We start from the raw sequence: 25,218 nt of genomic DNA, 5'->3' as shown, positions 1-25,218 counted from the left end.
TTAATAATGGTCATAAATTTATGTATTGAATTGAAAATTGTTTGTATAAAAAAAAAGCTATCAATTTGATAGCTTATGTGTTGGATGTTAATGTAATGTTAGACTTTAAAAATCCCTCCAAATGCAATGATTCTTTGAAAAAAGAAAAAATTCTGTGATGCACTATCTTCAGCGCTTTTTGTTGTTCTAATATCCGGCATGTTAATATATCCTCCTTTTAATTCTCCTTGAATATAAAAATGTTTAAAAAAAGTAACATTTAATCCTGCTTTAAGTGAAGTTCCGAAGCCTGAAACATGAAAATCATCATGTCTTTCTTTTCCTAATAATGTAGTATTGGTTTTAGGATATAGTAGTCCAAGACCTAAACCTTCTGTTACATTAACTTGAATTTTATCTGTGTTCTTAATTTTAAATAATTTAGAAATGTCATCGTGTCGAGAAAATTCTGTGTTAACATAATTTAAACCATCTGTATGTTCGTACATTAAAAAATCTTTTGATAAAACAATTGGACTATTGTTATAAACACCATCATAAGGAGTGCCAGCTGAAATAGTACCCGAGATATTTGCAGTTTGCCCTTGTGTCATGACATATTTCATGTGGTCTACTCCAATTGCAATGCTGTAATGATCGTTTATAAAATAACCTAACCTGAGGTTAGTTTGCGGGATAGTCATTCTTGTAGGATTCAAATAGTCAATATGCCAACCTTTCGGTTTATCATCAGCAGTAATATTATCTAATGTGAAATTGTAATCTTTTCCTTTAAAGGTAACATCAGACTTGATATAACTATCTCTATTACCTCCCCATGAAACAAAAAATTTACCCTTATTATGAGCGGTATACCTTTCTTGAATCTTTTCGTCTTGCTGTGCATTTACAATTTGTATACTTGAAAATGCTACGATTGCGATGTATAATGCTATTTTTTTCAATGATTGAAATTTTCTAAATTAAAAGTTATTAATGGTTTGTCTTATGGCAACAAGTTTAACCATAAGCGATTCAAAATAATCTAAATGCAACATATTTGCGCCATCACTTTTTGCATTTGCAGGATCAAAATGAGTTTCAATGAAAATTCCATCAACTCCTACAGCAATTCCGGCTTTCGCAATAGTTTCTATCATGTCTGGTCTGCCACCTGTGACACCTGCAGTTTGATTTGGTTGTTGTAAAGAATGCGTAACATCTAGAACAGTTGAAGCATATTGTTGCATAGTAGGTATGCCTCTAAAATCTACAATCATATCTTGATACCCAAACATGGTACCTCGATCTGTCACAATTACATTTGTGTTTTGGCAATCCAATACTTTTTGAACAGCATGTTTCATGCTTTCTGGACTCATAAATTGTCCTTTTTTTAAGTTTACAACTTTACCAGTATTAGCCGCAGCTACTACAAGGTCAGTTTGTCTTACCAAGAAAGCTGGAATTTGTAGCACATCAACATATTGTGCCGCCATTGCAGCATCTTCATTGGTATGAATATCCGTTACAGTTGGTACATTAAATGTTTCAGAAACTTTTCTCAGTATTTTTAATGCTTTTTCATCTCCAATTCCAGAAAAGCTATCAATTCTAGAGCGATTTGCTTTTTTAAAAGATCCTTTAAAAACAAAAGGTATTTTTAAATCATTCGTAATTCCAACTAGTTTTTCAGCAATTTGTAAAGCCATTGTCTCGCCTTCAATAGCGCAAGGACCCGCAAGTAAAAAGAAATTACCGCTGTCAGTATGTTTGATTTGTGGGATATTTTGAATATTCATAGTGTGTGTTTTCAGTTTGCAAATGTAGTTATGATTTATTTTAAATTGATGAAATCATAAAGTTTTTAAAAGTATTATTAATAATAAATTACTATGCTAATTCTGTTTTTCAACTTATTTTGAGATAATAACCTAATAGAAATTCTTCATTTTTTTAAAGTAAGACCTACAGGAACTTTGATGACTCCTTTTTCATAGATATTTAGATATAGCAATACAGGTGTTTTTTGGCCATTCCATTTTAATTCATAAACATCAAGCAGACCTGCACCCATGTCGCTTCGCTTAGTAGGAAAAGGGCAACAACTTTCTAGTTTGGTAAAGGTGATTTTTTCTCCTTTAGGTCCTGCAAGTGCATTTATAAAACGCTCTTGATTAATAGTTTCGTTATTGGTGTTATTAAAAAAAATATTGACAGGATAATCTTTATTGTAACCGTATTTTTTATCCGTGCTATATTCAGTTATAATAAATGTATTTTTCTGTGTGAGTTGTAAGTCTGGAGCATTGTCGTCGGTATTTTGTAATGTAGATTTTGTACTCGTACACCCCGATAAAGTAATGAAGAGTATAAATATAACTAGTGTATTTTTCATAGCTTAAATTTTTCTGTGTTTAATCTTGATTTGATAATACAAATATAATCAGAACCCTTATTATAACGGTTTTTGTTGTCGTAAATTATTATGTTTGAGCTTTAGCCAATTTTTATTTCCAAGTGTGTATCAATGCTTATTATATTTGCAGAAATTAAATAAATAGAATATGGATATAGTTTTTCAAACATGGCCTTGGTATGTTTCTGGTTTACTGATAGGATTTATTATGTTAGCACTTATTTATTTTGGGAAGTCTTTCGGAATGTCTTCTAATTTAAGATCGCTTTGTTCTATTGCAGGTTTAGGCAAGCGAGTATCGTTTTTTGATTTTGATTGGAAAGCACAACGCTGGAATTTAGTAGTCGTTCTTGGAGCTATGTTAGGTGGATTTGTCGCCGTTCATTTCATGAGTGATGCTTCAAATGTGGACATTAATCCTAAAACAATAGCACAATTAGCACAACTAGGTATTGAAGCTCCAAACGGAAAATTAATGCCGGATGCACTTTTTGGAACAGCTATTTTAGAATCCCCAAAAAGTATTTGTATACTGCTTATTGGTGGTATTTTGATTGGTTTTGGTTCCCGTTATGCTGGTGGATGTACCTCAGGACATGCAATTTCAGGCTTGAGTAATTTACAACTACCTTCTTTAAAAGCGGTTATCGGTTTTTTTATTGGGGGTCTTATTATGGCTCATTTTTTACTTCCTTTAATCCTAAATTAATTCTCATATATAAATGAAAAATAGTATAAAATTTTTAGCGGTTGGTTTCATTTTCGGAATTGTTTTAACAAAATCCGAAGCTGTTTCTTGGTATAGAATTTATGAAATGTTTCAGTTTCAATCTTTTCACATGTACGGAATTATTTCGGTGGCTATATTGACAGGAATTATTGGGATTCAAATCATAAAAAGAAATAATATCAAAGACATCAAAGGAGAATCTATAGAAATTCCCGATAAAGAAAAAGGATCTGCTCGCTACTGGATTGGCGGATTGTTTTTTGGTTTGGGTTGGGCATTAGTAGGTTCTTGTCCAGGGCCTATATTCATATTGCTTGGTGCTGGTTTTTGGACCGTTCTTATAGTTCTTTTTGGGGCTCTTTTGGGAACTTTTTTATATGGTTTATTGAAAAATAAATTACCTCATTAATTGAAAAATATCTAATACCAAAGTAGCATTTTCCTATGGAAATGCTACTTTTTTTTGTTTAGTTTCAAAATGCCAGTAACAATTAAATATTGTGCAATTAAATAAGTTACCATAATCAAGAAGGAACTGCATTTTAACGGTGCATAGAATTTATCAAAGGCCAAAATACTATCTGAAGCGACAAAAATGATAGCGCCTATTAAAATATATATACTGGCAGGTTTTTGCCAGTTTAAAAATCCTTTAAGAGCAAATAACAACATAATGGAAATTGTTAGTGCATAAACAAAAACAGGAGCTTTTAAGTCTCCTAGACTTGGTAGCAAAATCAACATCATTACAATTAAATATAAGGCAATTGCTGTAACTCCTATCCAGTAAATGATTTTACTTTTCTTTATATAGATCCTTAATTGTTTACTAAAGAGTATAATATAAGAAATGTGTGAAAGTAAAAAGGCAATCAATCCTGCAATAAAATACAATTCTCCTTTGTCAGCAAACATCAAAATTATATCACCAATCCACGACAAAGTTAAAGCTGTTAAAAGAATATTTTTGGTACTAAATCTTTCACTAATATAAACAGCCAGAATTAGAAATGGCAATAAAAGCGGTTTCAAAAACCAGGCAATTTCTTCTTTTTCAAAAAGAATTATCAAAAGGTAAACTAGACTAAACCCAATGAAACTTTTTAATATTATGGTGCTTTTCATTGTTTCGTTTTAAGATTGAGCTACAATCATTGTTTCTTTTTCAAAGTTTATGCTGACAAAATATACCGTTACGGCTAAGGATAATACCAGGTAACCGCCGATAATATAACTCGCAAAAGGAAAGAGTTGATCCATACCGAACCAATCTCCAAAATAGAAAATCAGTCCAATTCCAAATATAAAACGGATACCTTCCCAAAACACAGAAGCTTTATGCGTGTCCATAAGTTCCGTATAACTGTAAACGGTAAGGAAGATGAATGCTCCATAAATAAATACATTTGGCAAACCTATTATTGCGATAGAATTATACATATAACTAATCAATAACAACGTCATAATAGCTTGAAAAAGGGACCAGTACATCAGTTTTTTAGAATGTTGAACACCGTATTTTTCAAAATCATAGACATTAGTAATTTTTGTTACGGGATATTTTTCTTCAAAATTTTCTGGACGCCAGCCAGTTGGTTTAAACCAAATGGTAAACTTATCTTTCCAGTTTTCGGCGCGCCAAGCATCGGTAATGAGTAACCATAGATGCTGAAAATTAATCCGTATTGGATTCCATGTTCTAGCTGGTCGTGTGATTCCAAAAACAGGTGGAACACTTTCTAATTCCGCTTGAAAAGTACCAAACAATTTATCCCAAATGATGAATATTTGTGAATGGTTTTTGTCCATATATTCGGGGTTGATAGCATGATGAACCCTATGATGGGAGGGAGAAACCAGTATATTTTCTAGAAAACCAATTTTTTTAATGTGTTTAGTATGGTACCAAAATTGAAGAAATAAATGAATCGGTAGGGTAATTGCAATCACTTTGGAGGGAACTCCAAAAAGTGCTGCAGGAATCAATAAAAAGGTAAACAAATTGACGAAACTGGAAACAGGTTGGCGTAGAGCACAAGCCAAATTGAATTCCTCACTACTGTGGTGAATGGCATGTTTGTTCCACAGAAAATTAATTTGATGCGACAAACGATGGCTCCAATAGCCATAAAAATCAATAGCTACAAATCCAATAAAATAGGTTAAAATGGAAGCTTCAAGATTGAATAAAGCTATTTTAGATACAATCCAATCGTATGAAACTAGGGTTATGCTAAGCCCCAAAACATCTTTTAAGGAGTTAATCATTCCAGAACTTACGCTTGAAACAGAATCCATGTTAGGTGAAGTGTCTTCCCCTTTGTAATGCCCATAAACTTTCTCGATGATAATCAATATCAAAAAGACAGGCATTACAAAAACTAAAATTTTACCATATTCTTCCATATAAACACTTTTTTTTATTCAAATATAGAATAAAAGAGAATGTTTATGAATTATTCACAGTGTTTTATTTTATAAAAGGAGATTTTATTATTCTTAAATTATCTCCGCATTTAATCCAGCTTCTAATAATTGAGTACATTGTGGTTTTAATTTATCGTATGAGCCCGTTTTTACGGTACATTTCCCATTATAATGTACAATTAATGAACACTGTTCTGCTTGTTCGGGAGTATGATTACAAACTCGGATTAAAGTTTCAATTACATGCTCAAAAGTATTTACATCATCGTTGTAAACTACTATTTCATTGTCTAAACTAATTAATTCTTTTAAACTTACTCTTTCTCTTACTTTTTCTTTAATACTCATTTTGTAGGTTTTTATACTTTCGTAATTAATAAAAAAATAATACTACTCATTTACATATTTTAAAGAGACCCAATTGTTTCTTTGAAATTTTTTGACATATTTCAAACCGTTTTCTTGACAAGAAGCATCAATAAAAGGGATGTCTTCTTCATAAAAGCCGCTTAGGAGCAAGGTTCCGTTTGTGTTTAAACTCTTTACATACGCACTCATGTCATTAAGTAAAATGTTACGGTTGATATTTGCAATTATTAAATCGTAATTTTTACCTTCAAGTAATGCAGCTTCACCTTCATAAACGGTAATATGAGTACAATTATTGCGTTCTGCATTTTCTATTGAGTTAAGATAACACCAGTTGTCTATATCAATAGCATCAATCGGTTGAGCTCCTTTCATTTCGGCAAGAATGGCAAGAATGGCAGTACCACAACCCATGTCAAGTGTTTTCATTCCGGTAACATCTATTTCTAATAAATGCTGAATCATCATGTGTGTAGTTTCATGGTGACCCGTTCCAAAACTCATTTTCGGTTCTATAATGATATCATATTCTGCATCGGTTTTTGGATGAAAAGGCGCTCGAACGTGGCATTTTCCATCGACATCAATAGGATCAAAGTTTTTTTCCCATTCTTCATTCCAGTTTACTTGCTCAATTTCTTCAAAAGTGTAATCAATTATAAACTCCTCAGATTGCAATATTTGAATGTCATCCAAAATCATTTCGTCCCACAAATCCTTCTGAACAAAAGCAGAAATTCCATTTTCAGTTTCGGTAAAGCTCTCAAATGCTTTTTCTCCTAATTCAGCTATTAATATTTCAGATCCGATTTCTTTTGGACTTATTGTAAAATGATATCCAATATATATGTTTGACATGATAGTTTTTTTGCAAAGGTAAGAATCACGCACTAATTGGCATTTGTAATTTAAAATTTATTTTACATTTGTGCATCAAACAGTGTTTTATAATGAAAAAACTTATTTTACTGCTATTCCTTATGATTGGAGTAGTTGTTTTTGCTCAGGTTTCAATACAACAAAACAAAGCAGATAATGATTTAAAATTATCAGCTTTGCCTTATTATAGTTTTGGAAAAGGTATTGGAATTACATCTCCTGATAGTTTATTTCAAATGAATATTCGTTTTAGAATACAAAACAGAGTATCCTACATAAATAATGAAGATGAACCAGCAGGATACGACGGTCAAATACGCAGGTTGAGATTACGTTTTGATGGGTATGTGGGTTCGCCAAAGTTTTTATATGCTATTCAACTTTCATTTGCTCCGGGTGATGTAGGCGAAATCAAAGATGGTGAAAATCTAAATATAATTAGGGACGCAGTTGTTTTTTATAGACCGAACAAAAATTGGAATTTAAGTTTTGGTCAAACAAAACTTCCCGGCAATAGGCAACGTGTAAATTCCTCAGGAGGATTGCAACTTACTGACAGATCAATTAATAATTCTAAGTTTACAATTGATCGGGATTTTGGTTTTCAGGTGCACAATATCAATGAATTTCAAAATGATTTTTCTTATAATTTAAAAGGAGCGTTATCAACTGGAGAAGGACGTAATATAACCGGAAATGCTGATGCAGGTATTGCAGTAACCACAAAAGTAGAGCTATTGCCGTTTGGAGCTTTTTCAAGAGATGGGACTTATTTTGAGGGAGATATTGTTCGTGAACAAAAACCTAAATTTATGTTGTCTGGTGCTTTTCAGCAAAATAATAATGCAAAACGTACACAAGGTCAACTTGGAAATGATTTATTCCAAGAAAGAACTATGAAATCAGTTTTGATTGACGCCATGTTCAAGTACAATGGGTGGGCTGCAATGTCGAGTTATATGTCACGTTCAACATCAAAAAATGCAATTACTATCAATCCATTAGATATTTCTCAGGTGAGTTATGCTTTTGTTGGTGAAGGATTTGATTATCAATTGAGTTATAATTTCCCATCAAATTATGAATTCATAAGTCGTTTCTCCAGTCAAAAAGTGGGTGATGATATTAAAAGTTTAGCTCCAAATTCCAAACAATTCAGCATCGGTGTAACCAAGTATATTTGGGAACATGCTTTTAAAGTACAAAGTGAACTCACTTTTGATACACTTCATTATTTTAACGGAGACAAAAGAAACAATTGGTTTTTGCGCTTTCAAATAGAAATTGGGATATAAAAAAAGCGGTACATCTAGAATGTACCGCTTTTAGTTTAAGATTATATGGATTTATATTGCATTTACAATTGCAACAAAATCATCAGCTTTTAATGCTGCTCCTCCTATTAATCCTCCATCAACATCTGGCTTTGAGAATATTTCAACAGCATTGTCTGGTTTTACACTACCTCCGTAAAGTATAGATACATTGTCAGCAATATCATTTCCAAAAGATTTTCTCACGGTTTCTCTAATGAATTCATGCATTTCTTGTGCTTGATCTGGAGAGGCTGTTTCTCCAGTTCCAATTGCCCAAACGGGTTCATAAGCCAAAACAATTTTGTCCCAATTTTTTGCTTCAATGTGAAACAATCCATCACGCAATTGATTTTCTACTATATTGAAATAGTTTCCAGTTTGTCTGTCTTTTAATTCTTCGCCAAAGCAGAATAAAACAGTCATTTCGTGTCTTAATGCAGTATCCACTTTTGCAGCAATTACAGCGTCAGTTTCATGAAACATAGCTCTTCTTTCTGAATGACCCAAGATGACATTTGTAACACCTACACTTTTCAACATATCTGCCGAAATTTCTCCAGTAAATGCACCGCCCTCTGCTGCATGAAGATTTTGAGCTGCAACTTCAATATTGGTAAACTCTAAGTGATCCACTGCTGATGCTAGGTTAACAAATGTAGGTGCAACCATAACATGTGCATTTGTTTCAGTTGGTAACTTTGCAATTAACTCGTTCAATAAATCCTCAGTTTGTTCTGCATTTTTATGCATTTTCCAATTTCCAGCTACAATTTTTTTTCTCATGGTTCGGTTTTCTTATAAATTTATAATGCTAAAAGCATTTTGATTGTTATTTTTTTAAACTTTTTAAAGTTTCATTTATTTTTTCAAAATCTGTCTCTATAGCTCGGTACAAAACAATTTTTCCATTTTTGTCCACTATAATGTATCTCGGAATCCAGTCAACATCAACTTCTTTAGCAAATACACCTTTCATTTGGTCATTAGCCATATAGTGATCCCCTTTAAGTTGGTGTTTTTCAATTCCTTCTTTCCATTTATCTGCAGTTTTATCCATTGATATAAATAAATAGCTCACATCTGGATTACTTGCTTGAAGCTCTTTTAATTTCGGCATTGCTTTTACACAGTCACCACACCATGAAGCCCATACTTCTATAACAAGTGTTTTTCCTTTGTGTTTTTTTAGAATGTTTTTGAATGCTACTTGACTGCCATTAGTTGCTAACAATGTTTCTGTCAATGCTTTCTTTGTGAATTCAGTTTTTTGAGCATTTGTAGTGCAAGAAAAGGTTGCAAATACTACTAATAAAGCTATTATTTTTTTCATTTTTATATTTGTTTTAAACAAAGTTAATCAAAGAATTTGAAAGCTCTAGTCCTAAAAATAGAATTTGATGTCATTTTTCGAAATTAATACTACAATATCGATATAGTTTAAGATCGTACAATTATTTTGATGTATCGCTATTTCAGAATGAGAGCTTGAAGCAAAAAAAAACTCGATGGAAAAACCAACGAGCTTTAATTTTTTAGTGTACCTAATGTTAGATTACTACAACTTGGACTGCAATTAATCCCTTTTTTCCATTTTCTAATTCAAATTCTACTGTATCACCTTCGCGAATTTGATCTACTATACCAGAAATATGTACAAAATGATCTGTTCCTGAACCTTCTTCTGTAATGAATCCGAAACCTTTAGCTTCATTGAAGAATTTAACTACTCCTTTACTCATGTTTTTGTTTTTTTATTAATAAAGAATAAAATTACAATTAAAATTGATAGTAACTCTATTTAAAGTTGTAAAGATTATAAATGCTTGATAATAATGTAGTATTTCTTCAAAAAGCTACGAAAACAAAAAAGTCTTAAAGGGTATTTACTTTAAGACTTTTTTCTTGAAACATAGGATGGAATTATAATTTTAATTGATCAATATCATTATGATGAACTTTTTGAATGACAGTTCCTTTATCTAGAATTATGATACTTGGATTTGCTCTTTCAATGGTTTTAACCGTAATGGCATCACAAAAATAAAAGTCAAATGTAAAATTGAATTTTTTCTTAGCAGACTCTAATTTTTCTGGAGCAGAGGCAGTTAAACCTATTACTTTATATCCTTTGGCTACAGCCTCTTGTTTTAGCTTTTCTGCTTTTTGCATCCCAGTTGCGTCGGCTAAATCTAAGTCATACGCTGTAATCATGATGAGTTTTGGTTCTTGAAGAAATTCATCCTTATAATCAGTGTCGTCTTTTTCCATTGTAAAATCATGAATAGGAGGTACGTACCCTTCAGAAATTACTTTGTCTTTACGATCCACAAAAACAGCACCCTCAGGAATTGACATCAAATCTTTTTCGGTAAATTCTTTTTCTATACCACCCACTTTGTAAATGAAAATCATTTCAACAACTGATTTTTGAGCACCATCAGGAATTCGCATTCCTTTTTGAATATTGTTCCCTACTTTGTATGGTCTGAAATCAATTACTGGTAAATGATTTAATACCCAATACCCCAAAAAGCAACAAGCTAAGATGCTCAATATAAAAATAGCGTTTTGAAGAATTCTAGGAAATAATGGTTTCACTAGTTTTTTGTTGAAAAACAAGACAAGTATAAAGAACAATAAGACAATGTCTTTGGTGAAGGATTGCCAAGGTGTTAGTTTTAAAGCATCGCCAAAACAACCACAATCTTTGACCACATTAAAATAAGCGGAGTAAAAGGTTAAAAAGGTAAACAAAACAATGAGTATAAGTAAGCTCCAAATTGTAAATTTAGATTTGTAACCAATGAGCAACATGATCCCTAAAACCACCTCTAGAATCACAAGGAATAAGGCAAGTGATAATGAAAGCGGTATAAAAATAGGCATATTAAAAACGGGTTCGCTAAAATATTCCGCTAGTTTGTATGAAAAGCCTATCGGATCGTTGAGTTTTATCAATCCTGAAATAATGAATAGGATTCCAACAAAAATTCTTGAAAATTGAGTTATTATATTTTTCATATTGAGTACTTAGTAGTTCTTATTTATTTCCAAAACCCATTAAAATTAATGCAAAAACAGCATAATTTATCATGTCCTGATAATTAGCGTCAATGCCTTCAGAGACTAATGTTTTTCCTTTATTGTCTTCAATTTGCTTCACGCGAAGTAATTTTTGTAAAATCAAATCAGTAAGAGAACTTACGCGCATTTCACGCCATGCCTCTCCGTAATCATGATTTTTATCCTCCATGAGTTTTTTAGTCAATTCAATTTTAGCATCGTATAATTGAGTAGCGTGTGTCACTTCTAAATCGGGTTGTTCTACCACTCCAAGTTCCAGTTGAATCAAAGCCATGATGGAGTAGTTTATAATTCCTATGAATTCACCTGTTTCATCTTCATCAATTTTACGAACTTCATTTTCTTGTAAACCTCTAGTTCTTTGGGCTTTGATGTAAATTTGATCTGTCAATGAAGGAAGTCTAAGTATGCGCCAAGCACAACCGTAATCTTTCATTTTGTTAACAAATAGGGTTCTACAGATGGTTATAACCCCGTCATATTCTTTTGAAGTATTCTTCATTATTGATGTATATTTGTATTCAAATTTTTTCAAAAGTAAAGAATTAAGATTGAAGTACAAAGTACAAAAACGCTTAACCATACTTTGATTATCATGCTTGAATGTAAATGATGTTGGCATTTGAACTTTTACCTACAAACGAACACTGAAAAACACAAAATGACTATTAATTGCAAAGGATTACTTATTGACTTGTCAACGCCCAAAGTAATGGGAGTTTTAAATGTAACACCTAATTCTTTTTTTGATGGTGGAAAATATAAAAATGAATCGGATATTCTTTCTCAAGTTGAGAAAATGCGAATTGACGGCGCAACTTTTATAGATATTGGGGCGTATTCTAGTAAGCCAAATGCTGAATTTGTTTCGGAAAACGAAGAGATTTCTAGAATTGTGCCTGTTGTAGATTTGGTTCTAAAACATTTTCCAGATACAATTCTTTCTATTGACACTTTTAGAAGCGAAGTTGCTCGAGCCACAATTGAGAGTGGAGCAGCTCTAATAAATGATATTGCCGCAGGGAATTTAGATTCTAAAATGTTCCAAATCATTGCTAAATATAACGTTCCTTACATAATGATGCACATGCGGGGAAATCCTCAAACTATGCAAACACTCACGGACTATGACGATATTGTAAAAGAAATGATATTTTATTTTTCTGAAAAAATAGCGCAAGCTAGAGCTTTAGGAATCAATGATATAATTGTAGATCCAGGCTTTGGCTTTGCCAAGACTACTGCTCAAAACTTTGATGTTTTTAGTAAGTTAGAATTGTTTTCTAGTTTAAATGTACCTCTTTTAGTAGGGGTTTCCAGAAAATCAATGATTTACAAAACACTAAATACTACGGCGCATGACGCGCTCAACGGTACAACCGTTATGAATACTTTGGCATTGACCAAGGGTGCCAAAATTCTACGCGTACACGATGTTAAAGAAGCTATGGAATGTGTGACTTTGTACAACAAACTTAATTCTTAAAAGATGAAATATTTTATAGTTATTACACTATTTGTGTTGGTTTCATGCGGAAAACAAGAGCAGGTTTTGTTACCAAAGTCTAATTTGACAATTGTTAAGGAGGTAAAGGATTTATCACCCATTTATATTTTTTTTAGTACCAAGGGTAAGGATACACTTGCGGTAGTGAATAGGAAAAACAGTATTATTTCGACCAATTGGATTGTAAATGTGGATAAACGCTTGCCGCTACGACTCGTAATCCCAGAAATAATAAAATTGCAGCAAAAAAAGCGAGAAGATAAAGCACACAAGAATGAAAAGGCCGAAAATTACTATTCCTATGCAGATACGATCGGTAAAAATCTAGCTTTTATTCCTTTTACCAATGTGTATTATAAAACGGAAAAACCAAATGCTAGAGTTGCTGTAACTTTTAAAGCAAACAATCAAATTTTAGTTGATGGTATCTTGGTTAAGCAAGAAGAGCTGAAATCTTATTTAGAAAAAATATCAAATAATAAACCCAGCCACTACTTTTTTTGTTTTGATAAAAACATGACATTTGGTAATTATTTGCAAAATAAAATTCAACTTGAAAGTTCAAAATTAAACTCTAAAACCAATCAAGAATTTATTTATTAAGCTAGTTATTGATGATGATACGGTTCGTTTCTTAAAATCGTGAAGCCGCGATACAATTGCTCGATAAAAAACAACCGAACCATTTGATGGGAGAAAGTCATTAAAGACAATGATATTTTTCCTTGTGCTTTAGCATAAACAGTATCTGAAAATCCATAAGGACCGCCAATAACAAAAACTAGAGTTTTTACACCTGAATTCATTTTCTTTTGTAGTTCTTCTGAAAAACGTACACTCGAAAAATTTTTCCCATTTTCATCTAGCAAAATAAGTTGATCAGTAGGATTTATTTTTGCTAAAATCAATTCGCCTTCTTTCTCCTTTTGCTGACTTTCAGATAAATTCTTTACATTTTTGATGTCAGGAATAATTTCTAAATCAAATTTGATGTAAAAGGACAATCGTTTGGTGTAATCATTGATTAAAGATTGCAATTCTTTATTGTCTGTTTTGCCAATGGCTATTAGTTTGATATTCATCTGATTTTTTATAATTCACACAGAAAAATTAAGTTTTTTTCTTGGCGATTGTAATATCTATATGATAGTAATACTTTCTATTGCTAACTCAAAAGTCTCGTTTTTTTTATTGCCAATTAAGAAAGTAATTTCTTGAAGTTGTTTTCCATCATATGCAGGTAAGTTCAGTTTTTGACCTCTAAACGCTGGTTTCAATTCACTGATGGGAATATTTATAGTTTGCCTATCTGTTGTGGTTTCAAATGCAAAAACATAAGAATGAGCTTCGCTTATTTTATTTTTAACCCGAAATTGGTATGCTTTTCCATCACCTTTCAATCTCACAGAAAATGACTTTGCATCTTGCAATGATAACGAATCAAAAGTGTATTTTACAGCACAAAAACCACCGTTATTTTCTAATGAAACAGTTCCAGTAAAGAGGCCTTTCCCATCGGTATTACAGATAATGAAACTACTAGATATACCACCCATCACAGAGTCATTTACAATTCTCCATTGTGACAAGTCACAACTATGATCAAAATGAAATAGCAGTAATGGTTTCATCTACAAGTGTATAAATAATTAAAGTACTAACAACTATTGTTTAGGTAATGGAGCTCCTACAGCAATATCACATCTATGGTTTTCTTGACCATGAGGAGGGTTCATTCCTTCGGGAGTAACAGTGTTTTCTGCAGGTTTTGTAACAGTTGTAACTGTGTTTACAGGTGCAGTTACAGTTTGTGGTCTAGGTGTTGGAGTGCTAGGAGCAGGAGTGCTTTTTAAAGGTGCACCTACAGGAATATCACATCGATGACCTGGTTGTCCGTGCGCAGGATTCATACCTTTTTGTACAGGAGCAGTATTTGGCACTGAGTTTGTTAATACTTTTTGTTGAGGCTGATTTGCAATTGCGGCTTCATTTTTCATTTGATTTCCCACTTCAGTAAATGGGACTACATTCTTTTTTAGACTAGTAGTCGTTTCGGCTTCTTTTTTACAAGAAACAATTAACAAGCTAGATAGGAGTGCTAAAGCGTATATTTTTTTCATGATAGGTTCAAAAAATTCTTTTCAAAGATACAAAATTCACAAAGTTTTACAAGGAGGCTTTCTTAAATTTCAAATCTTGTTGATGAATAGTTTCAAGTTTATTGATGGTTGCATTTTTTTATTTGATTCGTATTGAAAAAGGGGATTAGTCAAAATATCAATTGGTTACACTTTTAAGCAACAGTTTTTAAAATAAGGCGCTTGAGATGTTTTATTTTAGAGAAATAATATCTTACTTTAGCAGTTAAATTTTTTACTATGATTAGCGAAGAAAAATTTCAAGAAGAGTTACAATTACTTATCGAAAATTCCATAAGAGAAGATGTTGGGCCTGGTGATTACAGCTCTTTAGCTTGTATTCCTGAGACGGCTAGCGGTAAAGCTAAATTATTAGTAAAAGAAAATGGTATCATTGCAGGAGTAGCATTTGCAAAAATGGTTTTTCAATATGTTGATCCTCGTTTGATTGTTGAAACCTTTATTGAAGATGGTGCTGCTGTAGTTAAAGGAGATGTTGTGTTTCATGTATCGGGTAGTTCTCAATCCATTTTAAAATCAGAACGCGTTGTTTTGAATGCCATGCAACGCATGTCAGCTATAGCAACAAAAACTAAGAAGTTTGCTGCTTTGCTTGAAGGTACAAATACAAAAATTCTAGATACTAGAAAGACAACACCAGGATTTAGAGCTTGTGAAAAATGGGCCGTAAAAATTGGAGGAGGAGAAAATCATCGCTTTGCGTTGTATGATATGATAATGCTTAAGGATAATCACAATGATTTTGCTGGTGGCATTTCTTTGGCTATAGCCAAGACTAAAGTATTTCTAGCGGCTAATGATCTAGATTTAAAAATTATAGTAGAAGCTCGAAATTTAGAAGAAATTAAAGAAATTTTGGAAAACGATGGAGTCTACAGAATATTGATTGATAATTTTAATTTTGAGGATACAAAAAAAGCAGTAGCTTTAATTGGATCTAAGTGTTTAACAGAATCATCGGGCAATATTAATGAAGAAACGATTCGTAATTATGCAGAGTGTGGCGTAAATTATATTTCATCAGGGGCTTTAACACATTCAGTTTATAACATGGATTTGAGTTTAAAAGCAATATGAGTAAAAAAACGGAAGACAGATTACTTGAAATTCCTCTTATAAGGAATGTAGTTATTGGTTTAAAAAAAATAAAACTACCATGGCTACAAGGCTTGTCTCTTTATTATTTAATTGAACTGTACGTTATAGGGATTATTGAAAGTGCGGTAACCTATCATGCTAGTGCTGTTGCATTTAGTTTTTTTATGGCTTTGTTTCCTTTTGCGTTGTTTATATTAAATCTTATTCCGTTCATACCTATTGATGGTTTTCAAGAAGATTTTTTGCTATTTGTAAAAGATGGAGTTCCGCCAAATACGTATGATGCCATTTATAAAATAATAAGTGATATTTTGAATAACAGTGACTCAGGTTTATTGTCATCTGGATTTATTTTGTCTATTTTTTTAATGGCAAATGGATTAAATGGAATTTTAGGAGGTTTTGAAACTTCTAGGCATGTACTGGTAAAAAGAGGTTTTATTAGACAATATATTGTTGCTTTGGGAATGTCAATGTTGTTGTCTTTTTTGTTAATCGTAACGGTTGCAACTATCGTTGTATTTGAAGTGCTTTTGCAGAAGACAGTTTTTAGTGATCAAATTCAATTGATAGTTCTAGGAAGGTATGCCTTCGTTATTTTGATGATTTTAATGACTACTTCCATTTTGTTTAAATTTGGAACAAAACATGATAAAAATAGGGCTTTCATCTCAATTGGTTCTGTTTTTACTACAATTTTGATCATTTTAGACTCGTATCTATTTGGTATTTGGGTTGTAAAGTTTTCAAAATACAATGAATTGTACGGTTCAATAGGGACCTTATTAATATTGATGTTTTATATTTGGATCAATTGCATGATTTTGCTTTTGGGATTTGAGTTGAATGCAACCATCAATAAGTTGAAATTAAAGAGTGAGTAAGTGTTTAATTATAAAAGCTGTTTTGGACAGCGTTGCCTTGTAAGAGGTACAAAAATCAAGAAAATGAAAAATACGATTACAATTATTGCATTATTTTTTTCCGTGTGTTTTTATGGTCAAAATCAATCGGTTTTAGGAAAATGGAAAACTATTGATGATGAAACCGGCAAAGCCAAATCTATTGTAGAAATTTACGAACGATCAGGGATGATTTATGGTAAAATCATTGATATTATTGATGTAGAAAAGAAGAAAAGTGTTTGTACAGCATGTACAGGAGAAGAGAAAAATAAATCTATTATGGGTTTAGTTATCATCAAAGGTCTTAAAAAAGATGGTAAAGAATACAATTCAGGAAAAATCTTGGATCCGGTTACAGGTAAGCAGTATAAATGTTTTATTGCTCTTGAAGGGAATGACAAACTAAATGTTCGCGGTTACATTGGCGTATCTTTGTTTGGAAGAACACAAACCTGGAATAGAGTTAGATAATAAAAACAATAAGAGTTATGAGTTTACCATATTACATAACTCAAACTCATAACTCTTAATTGTAAAATTGATGTATTTTGTTGAAGTAATCTTACCACTTTCCTTAGCTAAAACCTTTACATACGCTGTAACTGAAGTTGAATTCCGTTTTTTAAAAAAGGGAATGCGAGTTGCTGTTCCGTTTGGGAAAAGTAAAGTTTACACGGCACTTGTTATAGAAATTCATCAAAATCAACCTTCGCTATACGACGCTAAAGACATAAACCAAATTCTTGATGAAGCTCCTATAGTAACTGAAATTCAAATTCAGCATTGGCAATGGATCTCATCCTACTATATGTGTGCTATTGGGGATGTATACAGAGGAGCATTGCCAAGCGCTTTGCTTCTAGAGAGTGAAACAGTTATCTCGCAAAAAAGTAATTCTTTTGTTGATCCTAATCAATTATCAGATGATGAGTTTCTTGTTTACGAAGCACTTCAGCAACAAAATTCATTAAAAATTCAGGATATAATTTCCATCTTGAATAAAAAAAATATCTTTCCTGTTATTCAAAAATTAGTTGATAAAAATATTCTAGTTCTTCATGAAGAAGTTCAAGAAAATTATAAGCCTAAGTTGGTTCGCTATGTTCGATTGCATCCTAAATTTGATTCGAATCAGGGATTGAATGAATTGTTAGAAACTTTAAAAAATGCTGCAAAGCAAAGAGATGTTGTGATGTCTTATTTTCAAATAAGTGCAACTGAAAAGAAACCTATTACTGTAAAAAAAATAATTGAAGTAAGCCATTCGTCTTCTGTAATTGTAAAGGCATTAATTGAGAAAGAGATTTTTGAAGATTATTATTTACAACAAGACAGAGTGCTTTTTGAAGGTAAATTGACTGAGGATTTGCTTGAATTAAATACGTATCAGCAGCTTGCATTAAGTGAAATTAAAGATGATTTTTCTACTAAGGAGGTTTGTTTGTTGCATGGAGTAACTTCTAGCGGAAAAACTGAAATTTACATAAAGCTCATAGAAGAATACCTTAAATCAGGAAATCAAATTTTGTATCTACTTCCAGAGATAGCCTTGACTACGCAGTTAGTGGGCAGGTTGAGAGCTTATTTTGGTGATAAAGTAGCTGTTTTTCATTCAAAGTATAATAATAATGAACGTATTGAGGTTTGGAATCAAGTTTTACAAAAATCTGATAAAGCACAGGTAATAATAGGAGCCAGATCGGCTTTGTTTTTACCTTTTCAAAATTTAGGATTACTAATTGTTGATGAAGAACATGAACAAACTTTCAAACAAGTTGATCCTGCGCCACGTTATCACGCACGTGATGCAGCAATAGTTTTGGCTCAAGCCCATAAAGCTAAGGTTTTATTAGGATCTGCTACTCCAAGTATAGAGACGTATTACAATGCTAAATCAGGTAAATTTGGACTGGTAAAACTTAGCCAGCGTCATGGAAATGTGATGATGCCACAAATAGAATTAGTTGATTTAAAAGATAAGTATTTCAGAAAGAAAATGAACGGCCATTTTAGTGATGATCTTATTCAATCTATTACGGATGCGCTAGTTTTAGGCGAGCAAGTTATTTTGTTTCAAAATAGGAGAGGGTATTCTCCTGTAATGGAGTGCATTACGTGTGGGCATGTGCCTCATTGCCAGCAGTGTGATGTAAGTTTGACATTTCATAAGAATAAGAATCAATTGCGCTGTCATTACTGTGGCTATAGTATGGCTAAGCCTACAAATTGTCATGCTTGTTCAAGCTTGGATTTGATTACTAAAGGGTTTGGAACGGAACAAATAGAACAAGAATTAGCTGTTTTGTTTCCAAATTCAAAAATAGGTAGGATGGATCAAGATACTACAAGAGGGAAATTTGGTTTTGAAAAAATTATCGATAGTTTTAAAAATAGAGAAATCGATATTTTAGTTGGTACTCAAATGCTTGCCAAAGGGTTGGATTTTGATAATGTTACTTTAGTTGGGATTTTGAACGCTGATAATATGTTATTTCATCCAGATTTTAGGGCATTTGAAAGAAGTTTCCAGATGATGACTCAAGTTTCAGGACGTGCAGGACGATCTGTAAAACAAGGTAAAGTAATTATTCAAACCTATAATCCCAATCACAATACAATACAACAGGTAACTCATAATGATTACAACGGAATGTATCAGGAACAACTGTATGACCGTCAAATTTATAAATACCCGCCTTATTTTAAGTTAATCAAGATAACACTTAAACAGCGTAATTATGACAAAGTTAACGAAGGTTCAGCTTGGTTGTATCAGGTATTAAGTCAAAATTTGAATATGCCAGTATTAGGGCCAGAGGAACCTGCAATAAGTAGAATTAGGAATGAATATATACGTACGATACTTATTAAAATTCCGAATACTACATCTCTAGTAAACACAAAAAAAACTATCCATAAAATAATGAATAGTTTTGAGGCTGTTGCGCAATTTAGAGCGATTAAAGTAATTTTAAATGTTGACTACTATTAATAGTATAATGATTTAGGTAAAAGATAAAGCTTTTACTAAATCCTCTTTTTTATGACGACTTAATGGAATTTTAGTTGATCCTATTTCAGCAAACTTGCTGTTAAATCGTTCTACTTTGTCTATATTGATAATATATGATTTATGTACGCGAACAAATTTATCTTTGGGTAAATCGTTTTCAAAAGCTTTCATAGTAGAGAGAACTAAATTACTGTCGTCTTCTGTAACTACTTTTACATAATCTCCAAAGGCTTCGATCCATTTAATCTTAGAAGTAAAAATTTTAAGTTTTTTTAGATTACTTTTTATGAATATATGTTCTCCTTCTTCTTCCTTGTTTTCTTTCTTTAATTGGTAATTGTCAATTGCTCTTTTAACTGCTGCATTAAAACGGTCTATTGCAATTGGTTTTTGAAGATAATCCGTAGCATCATAATCAAATGCTTTCATGGCATACTCTGCTTTTGATGTAATGAAAACGATTTGTGGTTTCGTTTTTAAACCATCTAAAAAATCAAAACCACTTATTACAGGCATTTCAATGTCTAAAAATATAAGATCAACATCATGAATAGACATATAATTTTTAGCCTCAATAGCATTAGAGAAATCTCCAAGAAGATTAAGATTTTGATGGTTATTTACTAACTTTGCGATGATCATTCTTTGTATAGAACTATCATCGACTACTACACAGTTTAATTTCATAATAAAGTTTTATTTATTAGATTGCGTAAATATACTACTTTTAATTTAAGTTGTTTCAATTAATCGGATTTTTTTACTTTACGTCGATAAAAACAACAAAAATATTTTTTTATTTAAATTTTTTATTACTTTTGCACCCAAATTAACAATAAATATATTTTTATGAATCATTATGAAACTGTTTTCATTTTAAATCCCGTTTTATCTGAAGTTCAGGTAAAGGAAACAGTAAGCAAATTTGAAGATTTTCTTACTAGTAGAGGTGCTGAAATGGTGTCTAAAGAAGACTGGGGTCTTAAAAAAATGGCTTACGAAATTCAAAACAAGAAAAGTGGTTTTTACCATTTATTCGAGTTCAAAGTAGCTGGTGAGGTTCTTATCGCTTTTGAAACTGAATTTAGACGTGACGAAAGAGTAATGCGTTTCTTGACTGTAAGTCTTGATAAACATGCTATTTCATGGGCTGAGAGAAGAAGAACTAAATTAAAATCTACAAAAGCTTAATTATTATGGCAACATTACAACAATCGGCTTCAGGAAAAAAAGACGGAGATATAAGATATTTAACGCCTTTGAACATAGAAACAAACAAAACTAAAAAGTATTGTCGTTTCAAAAAATCAGGTATCAAGTATATTGATTACAAAGATGCTGATTTCTTATTGAAATTCGTTAATGAGCAAGGTAAAATTTTACCACGTCGTTTAACAGGAACTTCATTAAAATACCAAAGAAAAGTTTCAGTTGCTGTGAAAAGAGCACGTCACATTGCTTTGATGCCTTACGTGGCGGATTTACTTAAATAATATTAAAACTCAGTTGTTGGTTTTCTAATCATGAAACCTAACTTCTATAATAAAGGACAACAACATGGAACTTATTTTAAAACAAGATGTTCAAAATTTAGGATTTAAAGATGATGTAGTAACTGTAAAAAACGGTTATGGTCGTAATTTTTTAATTCCACAAGGATTTGCTCAATTAGCTACTTCATCTGCAAAGAAAGTATTAGCTGAAAACTTAAAGCAAAGAGCTCACAAAGAAGCTAAAGTAGTTGCTGATGCAAAAGCTTTAGGTGAAGCTTTAAAAGCTATTGAAATTAAAATATTTGCTAAAGCAGGTGGTGAAAAATTATTTGGTTCTATCACTAATATTGACATTGCTGAAGCATTAGCTAAAGGTGGTCAAACAATTGACAGAAAATTTATCACTAGCGGTATCGTAAAACGTACTGGTAAATATAATGCAAGTGTTCGTTTACACAGAGATGTTATAGTTGAATTAGACTATGAGATTGTTGCAGAAAAATAAAAAATCATTAACTTTTTGTTAATAATTTATTAAAATCACTCTTCGGAGTGATTTTTTTTTGCTTAATTTTGCGCCACAAATAACACACAATTAAGCAAATGAAAAAATTAATTACATTACTTCTGATTTTTTGTAGTTCTGTTACCTTGTTAGGACAAACTACAACATCAAGTATTAAAGGAATTGTAAAAAGTTCAGCAGGTGAAACACTTCCAGCTGCAACTATTTTAGCTATTCATACTCCTACAGGATCTAAATATTCTGGAGTTTCGAATGTAGACGGTAGGTACAATATGCTTAACATGCGTATTGGTGGACCTTATAAAATTACTATTTCCTTTGTAGGTTATGAATCTCAAGTGTACAATGAAGTATTTTTAGAGTTAGGTAAAGCATTAATTTTAGATGCGCAACTAAGCGACGTGAGTCAACAACTTAGCGAGGTAAAAGTTACAGGTTCTAAAAACAAAGTATTTGGTAATGGAAGAACAGGTGCCGAAACTACCATTGGTAGAAAAGAATTAACTTCGTTGCCGTCAATCTCAAGGTCAGCGGATGATTTTACTCGTTTAGAGCCATCTGCAAGTGGAGGTTCTTTTGGAGGACGTAACGATCAATACAACAGTTATTCTTTGAACGGAGCCGTTTTTAATAATCCTTTTGGATTAGATGCTGCAACTCCAGGTGGGCAAACGGGTTCTCAACCTATTTCGTTGGATGCAATAGAACAAATTCAGGTTGCTACAGCGCCTTATGATGTTACCTTATCTGGTTTTACAGGTGCATCTGTAAATGCAGTTACTAAATCAGGTACCAATGAATTTCATGGTACTGCTTATGCTTTCTTTAGAAATCAAGATCTAACAGGAAGTAAAATAAAAGGACAAGAGATTTTTGTACCTTCGTTGGAGCAAACACAAGCTGGATTTAGCTTTGGAGGTCCAATAGTAAAAGACAAGTTATTTTTCTTTGCCAATTATGAAATTGATAAGCGTAGTGACTTAGGATCAAATTTTGTTGCTAATAATGGTGATGGTGTTACAGGTGTAAATGAATCAAGAGTTTTAGAATCTGATTTGGTTGCAGTATCAGCTGCTTTAGGAAGATTGGGTTACAACACAGGTGCTTACCAAGGATTTAAACACAATACGAATTCTAATAAAGGGATTATAAAATTAGATTGGAACATTAATGACAACAATAAATTGGCTGTTATTTACAACTTTTTGAATGCTGCAAAAGACAAACCTGCTCATCCATCTGCTTTAGGATTTAGAGGTCCAGATGCAAATACACTACAATTCGAAAAATCTGGATATCAAATTAACAATGAATTAAGATCTTTTTTAGTTGAGTTAAACTCCAAAATAAGCGAAACTGTTTCTAATAAATTACAAGCGGGTTATACTCATTTTAATGATTTTAGAGATCCTTTTTCTGAGCCAGCTCCAGTAATTAATATTCAGAGTAATGGTTCAAATTACATTATTGCTGGTCACGAACCTTTTTCGATCAACAATACTCTAGACCAAAAAGTGCTTCAAATCACAAACAATTTAAGTTATACAGCAGGTAAGCATGCTTTTACTTTTGGTGCTTCTTTTGAGAAATATCAATTTGAAAATTCATTTAATTTGGCAGGATATGACAATTTTGGTAATCCAAATGGATATGCTGGAACTTTTTTCTCTCCATACTTTAGTGTTCAAGACTTTTTGAATGATGCTGCTAAACCATTTGCAACAAGTATTATTGCTCAAAATTTATTGTATGCACAAACTACTGATGCAGCTAAGAACAACTTTAAAGTAGGTTCAGATAATGGATGGAAATTGGCTGAGCTTAATGTAGGTCAAGCTGCATTATATGCTCAAGATGATTGGAATATTACCGATAATTTCAAACTTTCATTAGGATTAAGAGTTGACAAACCGTTGTATTTTGATACTTCTGATTTGATTCAAAAATATATTGATACTCAAAACGGAGCTACAAGAAATAACAGTGTCTTGTATTACAATCCTAAAACGAAGGCTAATGAAACATTAATTTCGACTACATTACCAACAGATAAATTACTTTGGTCACCAAGAATGGGTTTCAATTGGGATGTTAAAGGAGATAAAACAACTCAAATACGTGGTGGATCTGGTGTATTTACTGGAAAACTTCCATTTGTATGGTTAGGAAATCAAGTGAGTGGTGCTGATGATGGTTTCTTTCAAATTATGGATAAAAACTTTAAGTGGCCTCAAGTATGGAGATCAAGTTTAGGTTTAGATCACCGTTTCAAAAACAATTATATTGCAACTTTTGATATGTCTTACAACAAAGATATCAACGGTGTTCATGTGCAAAACTGGGGTTTAAGAACTCCATCTGGAATTCTTGCGGGTGTTGATAAAAGAGTAATTTACAATGCTACAGACAAAGGCGCTAATAACGCTTATGTAATGACTAATTCTAATAAAGGATATGTTTTAAACACATCATTTAAGTTGCAAAAAAACTTTGATAACGGTTTATTTGCCAGTTTAGCTTATAATTATTTAATAGCTAAAGATGTAAACTCTATTGAAGCTGAAATCACGGGTGATGCATTTGCATTTAATCCAGCTTTGGGTAATGTAAATGATGCCGTTTTGTCTAATTCAAAATACGGAGATACGCACCGTTTTATTGGTGTTGCATCTAAGAAATGGAAATACGGTTCGAATGACAAGTGGGCAACTACTGTTTCAACATTTTTCGAATATGCACAGGGTGGTCGTTTTAATTATATCTATGGAGGTGATATTAACAATGACGGATCTGTTAATAATGATTTAATTTATGTGCCTACGACGGCTGAAATTGGAGCTATGACATTTAGTGGAGCGGGACAAGGTGCAGCATTTGATGCTTTCATCAATCAAGATAAATATTTAAGTGAAAGAAGAGGTCAATATGCTGAGCGTTATGGCGCATTAGCACCATGGAGAGGAAAATGGGATATGAAATTAATTCAAGATTATAATTTTAAACCATCTTCTACTTCAGATAAAACAAATACAATACAGTTTAGTATTGATATCTTAAATGTTGGAAATTTATTAAATTCTGATTGGGGATTAGTACAAGTTCCTACTAGTATTCAACCAATAGGAGTAACTGTTAATCAAACTACAAAAATTCCTACTTATACTTTTAATGGAACACAAACTAAAACGTTCAATTACGATGCAAGTTTATTATCAAGATGGCAAGCACAGTTTGGAATTAGATATATTTTCTAATCTATTTAGAAATTAATAGAAAGCCTTCTTGAAAAAGAAGGCTTTTTTATGATTTAGTTT

29 protein-coding genes are annotated in these 25,218 nt (G+C 32.1%); 13 read left to right on the top strand and 16 right to left on the bottom strand.

Features of this window, described 5'->3' with window-relative positions:
• Positions 1–98: 98 nt before the first annotated feature.
• The 3 genes from IQ05_RS08270 to IQ05_RS08260 form a co-directional block, all read right to left on the bottom strand.
• A complete protein-coding gene (locus IQ05_RS08270) occupies positions 99–899 on the bottom strand; it encodes a hypothetical protein (protein ID WP_144892111.1) in 801 nt (266 codons plus the stop codon).
• A gap of 63 nt (positions 900–962) precedes the next feature.
• Positions 963–1,781: a 3-deoxy-8-phosphooctulonate synthase gene (kdsA, locus tag IQ05_RS08265; RefSeq protein WP_144891895.1), complete on the bottom strand. Its 819-nt coding sequence runs from the start codon at positions 1,779–1,781 to the stop codon at positions 963–965.
• A 146-nt stretch (positions 1,782–1,927) separates the two neighbouring features.
• Entirely contained in the window at positions 1,928–2,377 is a 450-nt protein-coding gene (locus IQ05_RS08260) for a 2-dehydro-3-deoxyphosphooctonate aldolase (RefSeq protein WP_144891893.1), read from the bottom strand.
• 169 nt (positions 2,378–2,546) lie between these two features.
• Between IQ05_RS08260 and IQ05_RS08255 the strand changes: the two genes are divergently transcribed.
• Positions 2,547–3,107: a YeeE/YedE family protein gene (locus tag IQ05_RS08255; protein WP_144891891.1), complete on the top strand. Its 561-nt coding sequence runs from the start codon at positions 2,547–2,549 to the stop codon at positions 3,105–3,107.
• Between the two features lie 13 nt (positions 3,108–3,120).
• Positions 3,121–3,537 carry a DUF6691 family protein gene (locus IQ05_RS08250; RefSeq protein ID WP_144891889.1) on the top strand — a complete coding sequence of 139 codons (417 nt, stop codon included), beginning with the start codon at positions 3,121–3,123 and terminating at the stop codon, positions 3,535–3,537.
• Positions 3,538–3,581: 44 nt separating this feature from the next.
• Here IQ05_RS08250 and IQ05_RS08245 read toward each other — a convergent pair whose 3' ends face one another.
• From IQ05_RS08245 to prmA, 4 genes are all read right to left on the bottom strand, one after another.
• Positions 3,582–4,199, bottom strand: a complete 618-nt coding sequence (locus IQ05_RS08245; RefSeq protein ID WP_317133638.1) for a lysoplasmalogenase — start codon at positions 4,197–4,199, stop codon at positions 3,582–3,584.
• A 63-nt stretch (positions 4,200–4,262) separates the two neighbouring features.
• The gene (locus IQ05_RS08240) at positions 4,263–5,534 is read right to left on the bottom strand and encodes a sterol desaturase family protein (protein WP_144891885.1); all 1,272 of its coding nucleotides are present in this window, start codon (positions 5,532–5,534) and stop codon (positions 4,263–4,265) included.
• A gap of 93 nt (positions 5,535–5,627) precedes the next feature.
• Positions 5,628–5,903, bottom strand: coding sequence for an ATP-dependent Clp protease adaptor ClpS (locus tag IQ05_RS08235; protein WP_144891882.1), 276 nt, complete (start codon positions 5,901–5,903; stop codon positions 5,628–5,630).
• Between the two features lie 42 nt (positions 5,904–5,945).
• Positions 5,946–6,782 carry a 50S ribosomal protein L11 methyltransferase gene (prmA, locus tag IQ05_RS08230; RefSeq protein ID WP_144891880.1) on the bottom strand — a complete coding sequence of 279 codons (837 nt, stop codon included), beginning with the start codon at positions 6,780–6,782 and terminating at the stop codon, positions 5,946–5,948.
• A 92-nt stretch (positions 6,783–6,874) separates the two neighbouring features.
• Between prmA and IQ05_RS08225 the strand changes: the two genes are divergently transcribed.
• A complete protein-coding gene (locus tag IQ05_RS08225; protein WP_144891878.1) occupies positions 6,875–8,098 on the top strand; it encodes a porin in 1,224 nt (407 codons plus the stop codon).
• A 51-nt stretch (positions 8,099–8,149) separates the two neighbouring features.
• Here the strand turns inward: IQ05_RS08225 and tpiA are convergent, their stop codons facing one another.
• The 5 genes from tpiA to IQ05_RS08200 form a co-directional block, all read right to left on the bottom strand.
• Positions 8,150–8,902, bottom strand: coding sequence for a triose-phosphate isomerase (gene tpiA, locus IQ05_RS08220; RefSeq protein WP_144891876.1), 753 nt, complete (start codon positions 8,900–8,902; stop codon positions 8,150–8,152).
• A gap of 46 nt (positions 8,903–8,948) precedes the next feature.
• Positions 8,949–9,449 carry a TlpA family protein disulfide reductase gene (locus IQ05_RS08215; protein ID WP_144891875.1) on the bottom strand — a complete coding sequence of 167 codons (501 nt, stop codon included), beginning with the start codon at positions 9,447–9,449 and terminating at the stop codon, positions 8,949–8,951.
• Between the two features lie 217 nt (positions 9,450–9,666).
• The gene (locus tag IQ05_RS08210; protein ID WP_144891873.1) at positions 9,667–9,858 is read right to left on the bottom strand and encodes a cold-shock protein; all 192 of its coding nucleotides are present in this window, start codon (positions 9,856–9,858) and stop codon (positions 9,667–9,669) included.
• A 181-nt stretch (positions 9,859–10,039) separates the two neighbouring features.
• Positions 10,040–11,140: a BT_3928 family protein gene (locus IQ05_RS08205; RefSeq protein ID WP_144891871.1), complete on the bottom strand. Its 1,101-nt coding sequence runs from the start codon at positions 11,138–11,140 to the stop codon at positions 10,040–10,042.
• Between the two features lie 19 nt (positions 11,141–11,159).
• A complete protein-coding gene (locus IQ05_RS08200; RefSeq protein ID WP_144891869.1) occupies positions 11,160–11,705 on the bottom strand; it encodes a DUF1599 domain-containing protein in 546 nt (181 codons plus the stop codon).
• Between the two features lie 159 nt (positions 11,706–11,864).
• Between IQ05_RS08200 and folP the strand changes: the two genes are divergently transcribed.
• Positions 11,865–12,689 carry a dihydropteroate synthase gene (gene folP, locus IQ05_RS08195; protein ID WP_144891867.1) on the top strand — a complete coding sequence of 275 codons (825 nt, stop codon included), beginning with the start codon at positions 11,865–11,867 and terminating at the stop codon, positions 12,687–12,689.
• Between the two features lie 3 nt (positions 12,690–12,692).
• Positions 12,693–13,313, top strand: a complete 621-nt coding sequence (locus IQ05_RS08190; protein ID WP_144891865.1) for a hypothetical protein — start codon at positions 12,693–12,695, stop codon at positions 13,311–13,313.
• 5 nt (positions 13,314–13,318) lie between these two features.
• Here IQ05_RS08190 and rlmH read toward each other — a convergent pair whose 3' ends face one another.
• Genes rlmH through IQ05_RS08175 form a run of 3 tightly spaced genes read right to left on the bottom strand, consistent with a single transcriptional unit; the run spans position 13,319 to position 14,830 of the window.
• On the bottom strand, positions 13,319–13,792 hold the full coding sequence (gene rlmH / locus IQ05_RS08185; protein ID WP_086455505.1) for a 23S rRNA (pseudouridine(1915)-N(3))-methyltransferase RlmH: 474 nt from the start codon (positions 13,790–13,792) through the stop codon (positions 13,319–13,321).
• Positions 13,793–13,849: 57 nt separating this feature from the next.
• The gene (locus IQ05_RS08180; RefSeq protein ID WP_144891863.1) at positions 13,850–14,341 is read right to left on the bottom strand and encodes a CIA30 family protein; all 492 of its coding nucleotides are present in this window, start codon (positions 14,339–14,341) and stop codon (positions 13,850–13,852) included.
• Between the two features lie 33 nt (positions 14,342–14,374).
• Positions 14,375–14,830 (bottom strand): hypothetical protein, encoded by a 456-nt coding sequence (locus IQ05_RS08175; RefSeq protein ID WP_144891861.1) that lies wholly within the window; start codon positions 14,828–14,830, stop codon positions 14,375–14,377.
• 258 nt (positions 14,831–15,088) lie between these two features.
• Here IQ05_RS08175 and nadC point away from each other — a divergent pair, with 258 nt between their 5' ends.
• The 4 genes from nadC (at position 15,089) to priA (ending at position 19,864) form a co-directional block, all read left to right on the top strand.
• Positions 15,089–15,946, top strand: coding sequence for a carboxylating nicotinate-nucleotide diphosphorylase (gene nadC / locus IQ05_RS08170; RefSeq protein ID WP_144891859.1), 858 nt, complete (start codon positions 15,089–15,091; stop codon positions 15,944–15,946).
• Positions 15,943–16,851, top strand: coding sequence for a YihY/virulence factor BrkB family protein (locus IQ05_RS08165; protein WP_144891857.1), 909 nt, complete (start codon positions 15,943–15,945; stop codon positions 16,849–16,851). Before nadC ends, IQ05_RS08165 begins: the two co-directional genes overlap by 4 nt.
• A gap of 63 nt (positions 16,852–16,914) precedes the next feature.
• A complete protein-coding gene (locus tag IQ05_RS08160) occupies positions 16,915–17,343 on the top strand; it encodes a DUF2147 domain-containing protein (RefSeq protein ID WP_144891855.1) in 429 nt (142 codons plus the stop codon).
• A 70-nt stretch (positions 17,344–17,413) separates the two neighbouring features.
• Positions 17,414–19,864 (top strand): replication restart helicase PriA, encoded by a 2,451-nt coding sequence (priA, locus tag IQ05_RS08155; protein WP_144891853.1) that lies wholly within the window; start codon positions 17,414–17,416, stop codon positions 19,862–19,864.
• A 12-nt stretch (positions 19,865–19,876) separates the two neighbouring features.
• Here priA and IQ05_RS08150 read toward each other — a convergent pair whose 3' ends face one another.
• A complete protein-coding gene (locus tag IQ05_RS08150; protein ID WP_086454225.1) occupies positions 19,877–20,572 on the bottom strand; it encodes a LytR/AlgR family response regulator transcription factor in 696 nt (231 codons plus the stop codon).
• Between the two features lie 162 nt (positions 20,573–20,734).
• Here IQ05_RS08150 and rpsF point away from each other — a divergent pair, with 162 nt between their 5' ends.
• The 4 genes from rpsF (at position 20,735) to IQ05_RS08130 (ending at position 25,158) form a co-directional block, all read left to right on the top strand.
• The gene (gene rpsF / locus IQ05_RS08145; protein WP_035671622.1) at positions 20,735–21,076 is read left to right on the top strand and encodes a 30S ribosomal protein S6; all 342 of its coding nucleotides are present in this window, start codon (positions 20,735–20,737) and stop codon (positions 21,074–21,076) included.
• A 5-nt stretch (positions 21,077–21,081) separates the two neighbouring features.
• Entirely contained in the window at positions 21,082–21,378 is a 297-nt protein-coding gene (rpsR, locus tag IQ05_RS08140; RefSeq protein ID WP_086454224.1) for a 30S ribosomal protein S18, read from the top strand.
• Positions 21,379–21,442: 64 nt separating this feature from the next.
• Positions 21,443–21,883: a 50S ribosomal protein L9 gene (gene rplI, locus IQ05_RS08135; RefSeq protein WP_144891850.1), complete on the top strand. Its 441-nt coding sequence runs from the start codon at positions 21,443–21,445 to the stop codon at positions 21,881–21,883.
• Positions 21,884–21,981: 98 nt separating this feature from the next.
• The gene (locus tag IQ05_RS08130) at positions 21,982–25,158 is read left to right on the top strand and encodes a TonB-dependent receptor (protein ID WP_144891848.1); all 3,177 of its coding nucleotides are present in this window, start codon (positions 21,982–21,984) and stop codon (positions 25,156–25,158) included.
• The last annotated feature ends 60 nt before the right edge of the window (positions 25,159–25,218 follow it).

This window comes from Flavobacterium tiangeerense (genome assembly GCF_007830355.1).
GTDB lineage: Bacteria > Bacteroidota > Bacteroidia > Flavobacteriales > Flavobacteriaceae > Flavobacterium > Flavobacterium tiangeerense.
The sequence above is the reverse complement of the archived record's forward strand: the minus strand, read 5'-3'. Positions and strand labels throughout refer to the sequence as shown.

Excerpts from the sequence above, each read along its gene's own strand:
- IQ05_RS08255 (WP_144891891.1), top strand. The coding sequence starts at position 2,547 with ATGGATATAGTTTTTCAAACATGGCCTTGGTATGTTTCTGGTTTACTG.
- IQ05_RS08160 (WP_144891855.1), top strand. The coding sequence starts at position 16,915 with ATGAAAAATACGATTACAATTATTGCATTATTTTTTTCCGTGTGTTTT.
- IQ05_RS08240 (WP_144891885.1), bottom strand. The coding sequence starts at position 5,534 with ATGGAAGAATATGGTAAAATTTTAGTTTTTGTAATGCCTGTCTTTTTG.
- prmA (WP_144891880.1), bottom strand. The coding sequence starts at position 6,782 with ATGTCAAACATATATATTGGATATCATTTTACAATAAGTCCAAAAGAA.
- IQ05_RS08150 (WP_086454225.1), bottom strand. The coding sequence starts at position 20,572 with ATGAAATTAAACTGTGTAGTAGTCGATGATAGTTCTATACAAAGAATG.
- IQ05_RS08200 (WP_144891869.1), bottom strand. The coding sequence starts at position 11,705 with ATGAAGAATACTTCAAAAGAATATGACGGGGTTATAACCATCTGTAGA.
- IQ05_RS08165 (WP_144891857.1), top strand. The coding sequence starts at position 15,943 with ATGAGTAAAAAAACGGAAGACAGATTACTTGAAATTCCTCTTATAAGG.
- IQ05_RS08130 (WP_144891848.1), top strand. The coding sequence starts at position 21,982 with ATGAAAAAATTAATTACATTACTTCTGATTTTTTGTAGTTCTGTTACC.
- kdsA (WP_144891895.1), bottom strand. The coding sequence starts at position 1,781 with ATGAATATTCAAAATATCCCACAAATCAAACATACTGACAGCGGTAAT.
- IQ05_RS08225 (WP_144891878.1), top strand. The coding sequence starts at position 6,875 with ATGAAAAAACTTATTTTACTGCTATTCCTTATGATTGGAGTAGTTGTT.
- IQ05_RS08235 (WP_144891882.1), bottom strand. The coding sequence starts at position 5,903 with ATGAGTATTAAAGAAAAAGTAAGAGAAAGAGTAAGTTTAAAAGAATTA.
- rpsF (WP_035671622.1), top strand. The coding sequence starts at position 20,735 with ATGAATCATTATGAAACTGTTTTCATTTTAAATCCCGTTTTATCTGAA.
- IQ05_RS08260 (WP_144891893.1), bottom strand. The coding sequence starts at position 2,377 with ATGAAAAATACACTAGTTATATTTATACTCTTCATTACTTTATCGGGG.
- rlmH (WP_086455505.1), bottom strand. The coding sequence starts at position 13,792 with ATGAATATCAAACTAATAGCCATTGGCAAAACAGACAATAAAGAATTG.
- rplI (WP_144891850.1), top strand. The coding sequence starts at position 21,443 with ATGGAACTTATTTTAAAACAAGATGTTCAAAATTTAGGATTTAAAGAT.
- folP (WP_144891867.1), top strand. The coding sequence starts at position 11,865 with ATGACTATTAATTGCAAAGGATTACTTATTGACTTGTCAACGCCCAAA.
- tpiA (WP_144891876.1), bottom strand. The coding sequence starts at position 8,902 with ATGAGAAAAAAAATTGTAGCTGGAAATTGGAAAATGCATAAAAATGCA.
- IQ05_RS08210 (WP_144891873.1), bottom strand. The coding sequence starts at position 9,858 with ATGAGTAAAGGAGTAGTTAAATTCTTCAATGAAGCTAAAGGTTTCGGA.
- IQ05_RS08190 (WP_144891865.1), top strand. The coding sequence starts at position 12,693 with ATGAAATATTTTATAGTTATTACACTATTTGTGTTGGTTTCATGCGGA.
- nadC (WP_144891859.1), top strand. The coding sequence starts at position 15,089 with ATGATTAGCGAAGAAAAATTTCAAGAAGAGTTACAATTACTTATCGAA.
- IQ05_RS08180 (WP_144891863.1), bottom strand. The coding sequence starts at position 14,341 with ATGAAACCATTACTGCTATTTCATTTTGATCATAGTTGTGACTTGTCA.
- rpsR (WP_086454224.1), top strand. The coding sequence starts at position 21,082 with ATGGCAACATTACAACAATCGGCTTCAGGAAAAAAAGACGGAGATATA.
- IQ05_RS08215 (WP_144891875.1), bottom strand. The coding sequence starts at position 9,449 with ATGAAAAAAATAATAGCTTTATTAGTAGTATTTGCAACCTTTTCTTGC.
- priA (WP_144891853.1), top strand. The coding sequence starts at position 17,414 with ATGTATTTTGTTGAAGTAATCTTACCACTTTCCTTAGCTAAAACCTTT.
- IQ05_RS08250 (WP_144891889.1), top strand. The coding sequence starts at position 3,121 with ATGAAAAATAGTATAAAATTTTTAGCGGTTGGTTTCATTTTCGGAATT.
- IQ05_RS08205 (WP_144891871.1), bottom strand. The coding sequence starts at position 11,140 with ATGAAAAATATAATAACTCAATTTTCAAGAATTTTTGTTGGAATCCTA.
- IQ05_RS08175 (WP_144891861.1), bottom strand. The coding sequence starts at position 14,830 with ATGAAAAAAATATACGCTTTAGCACTCCTATCTAGCTTGTTAATTGTT.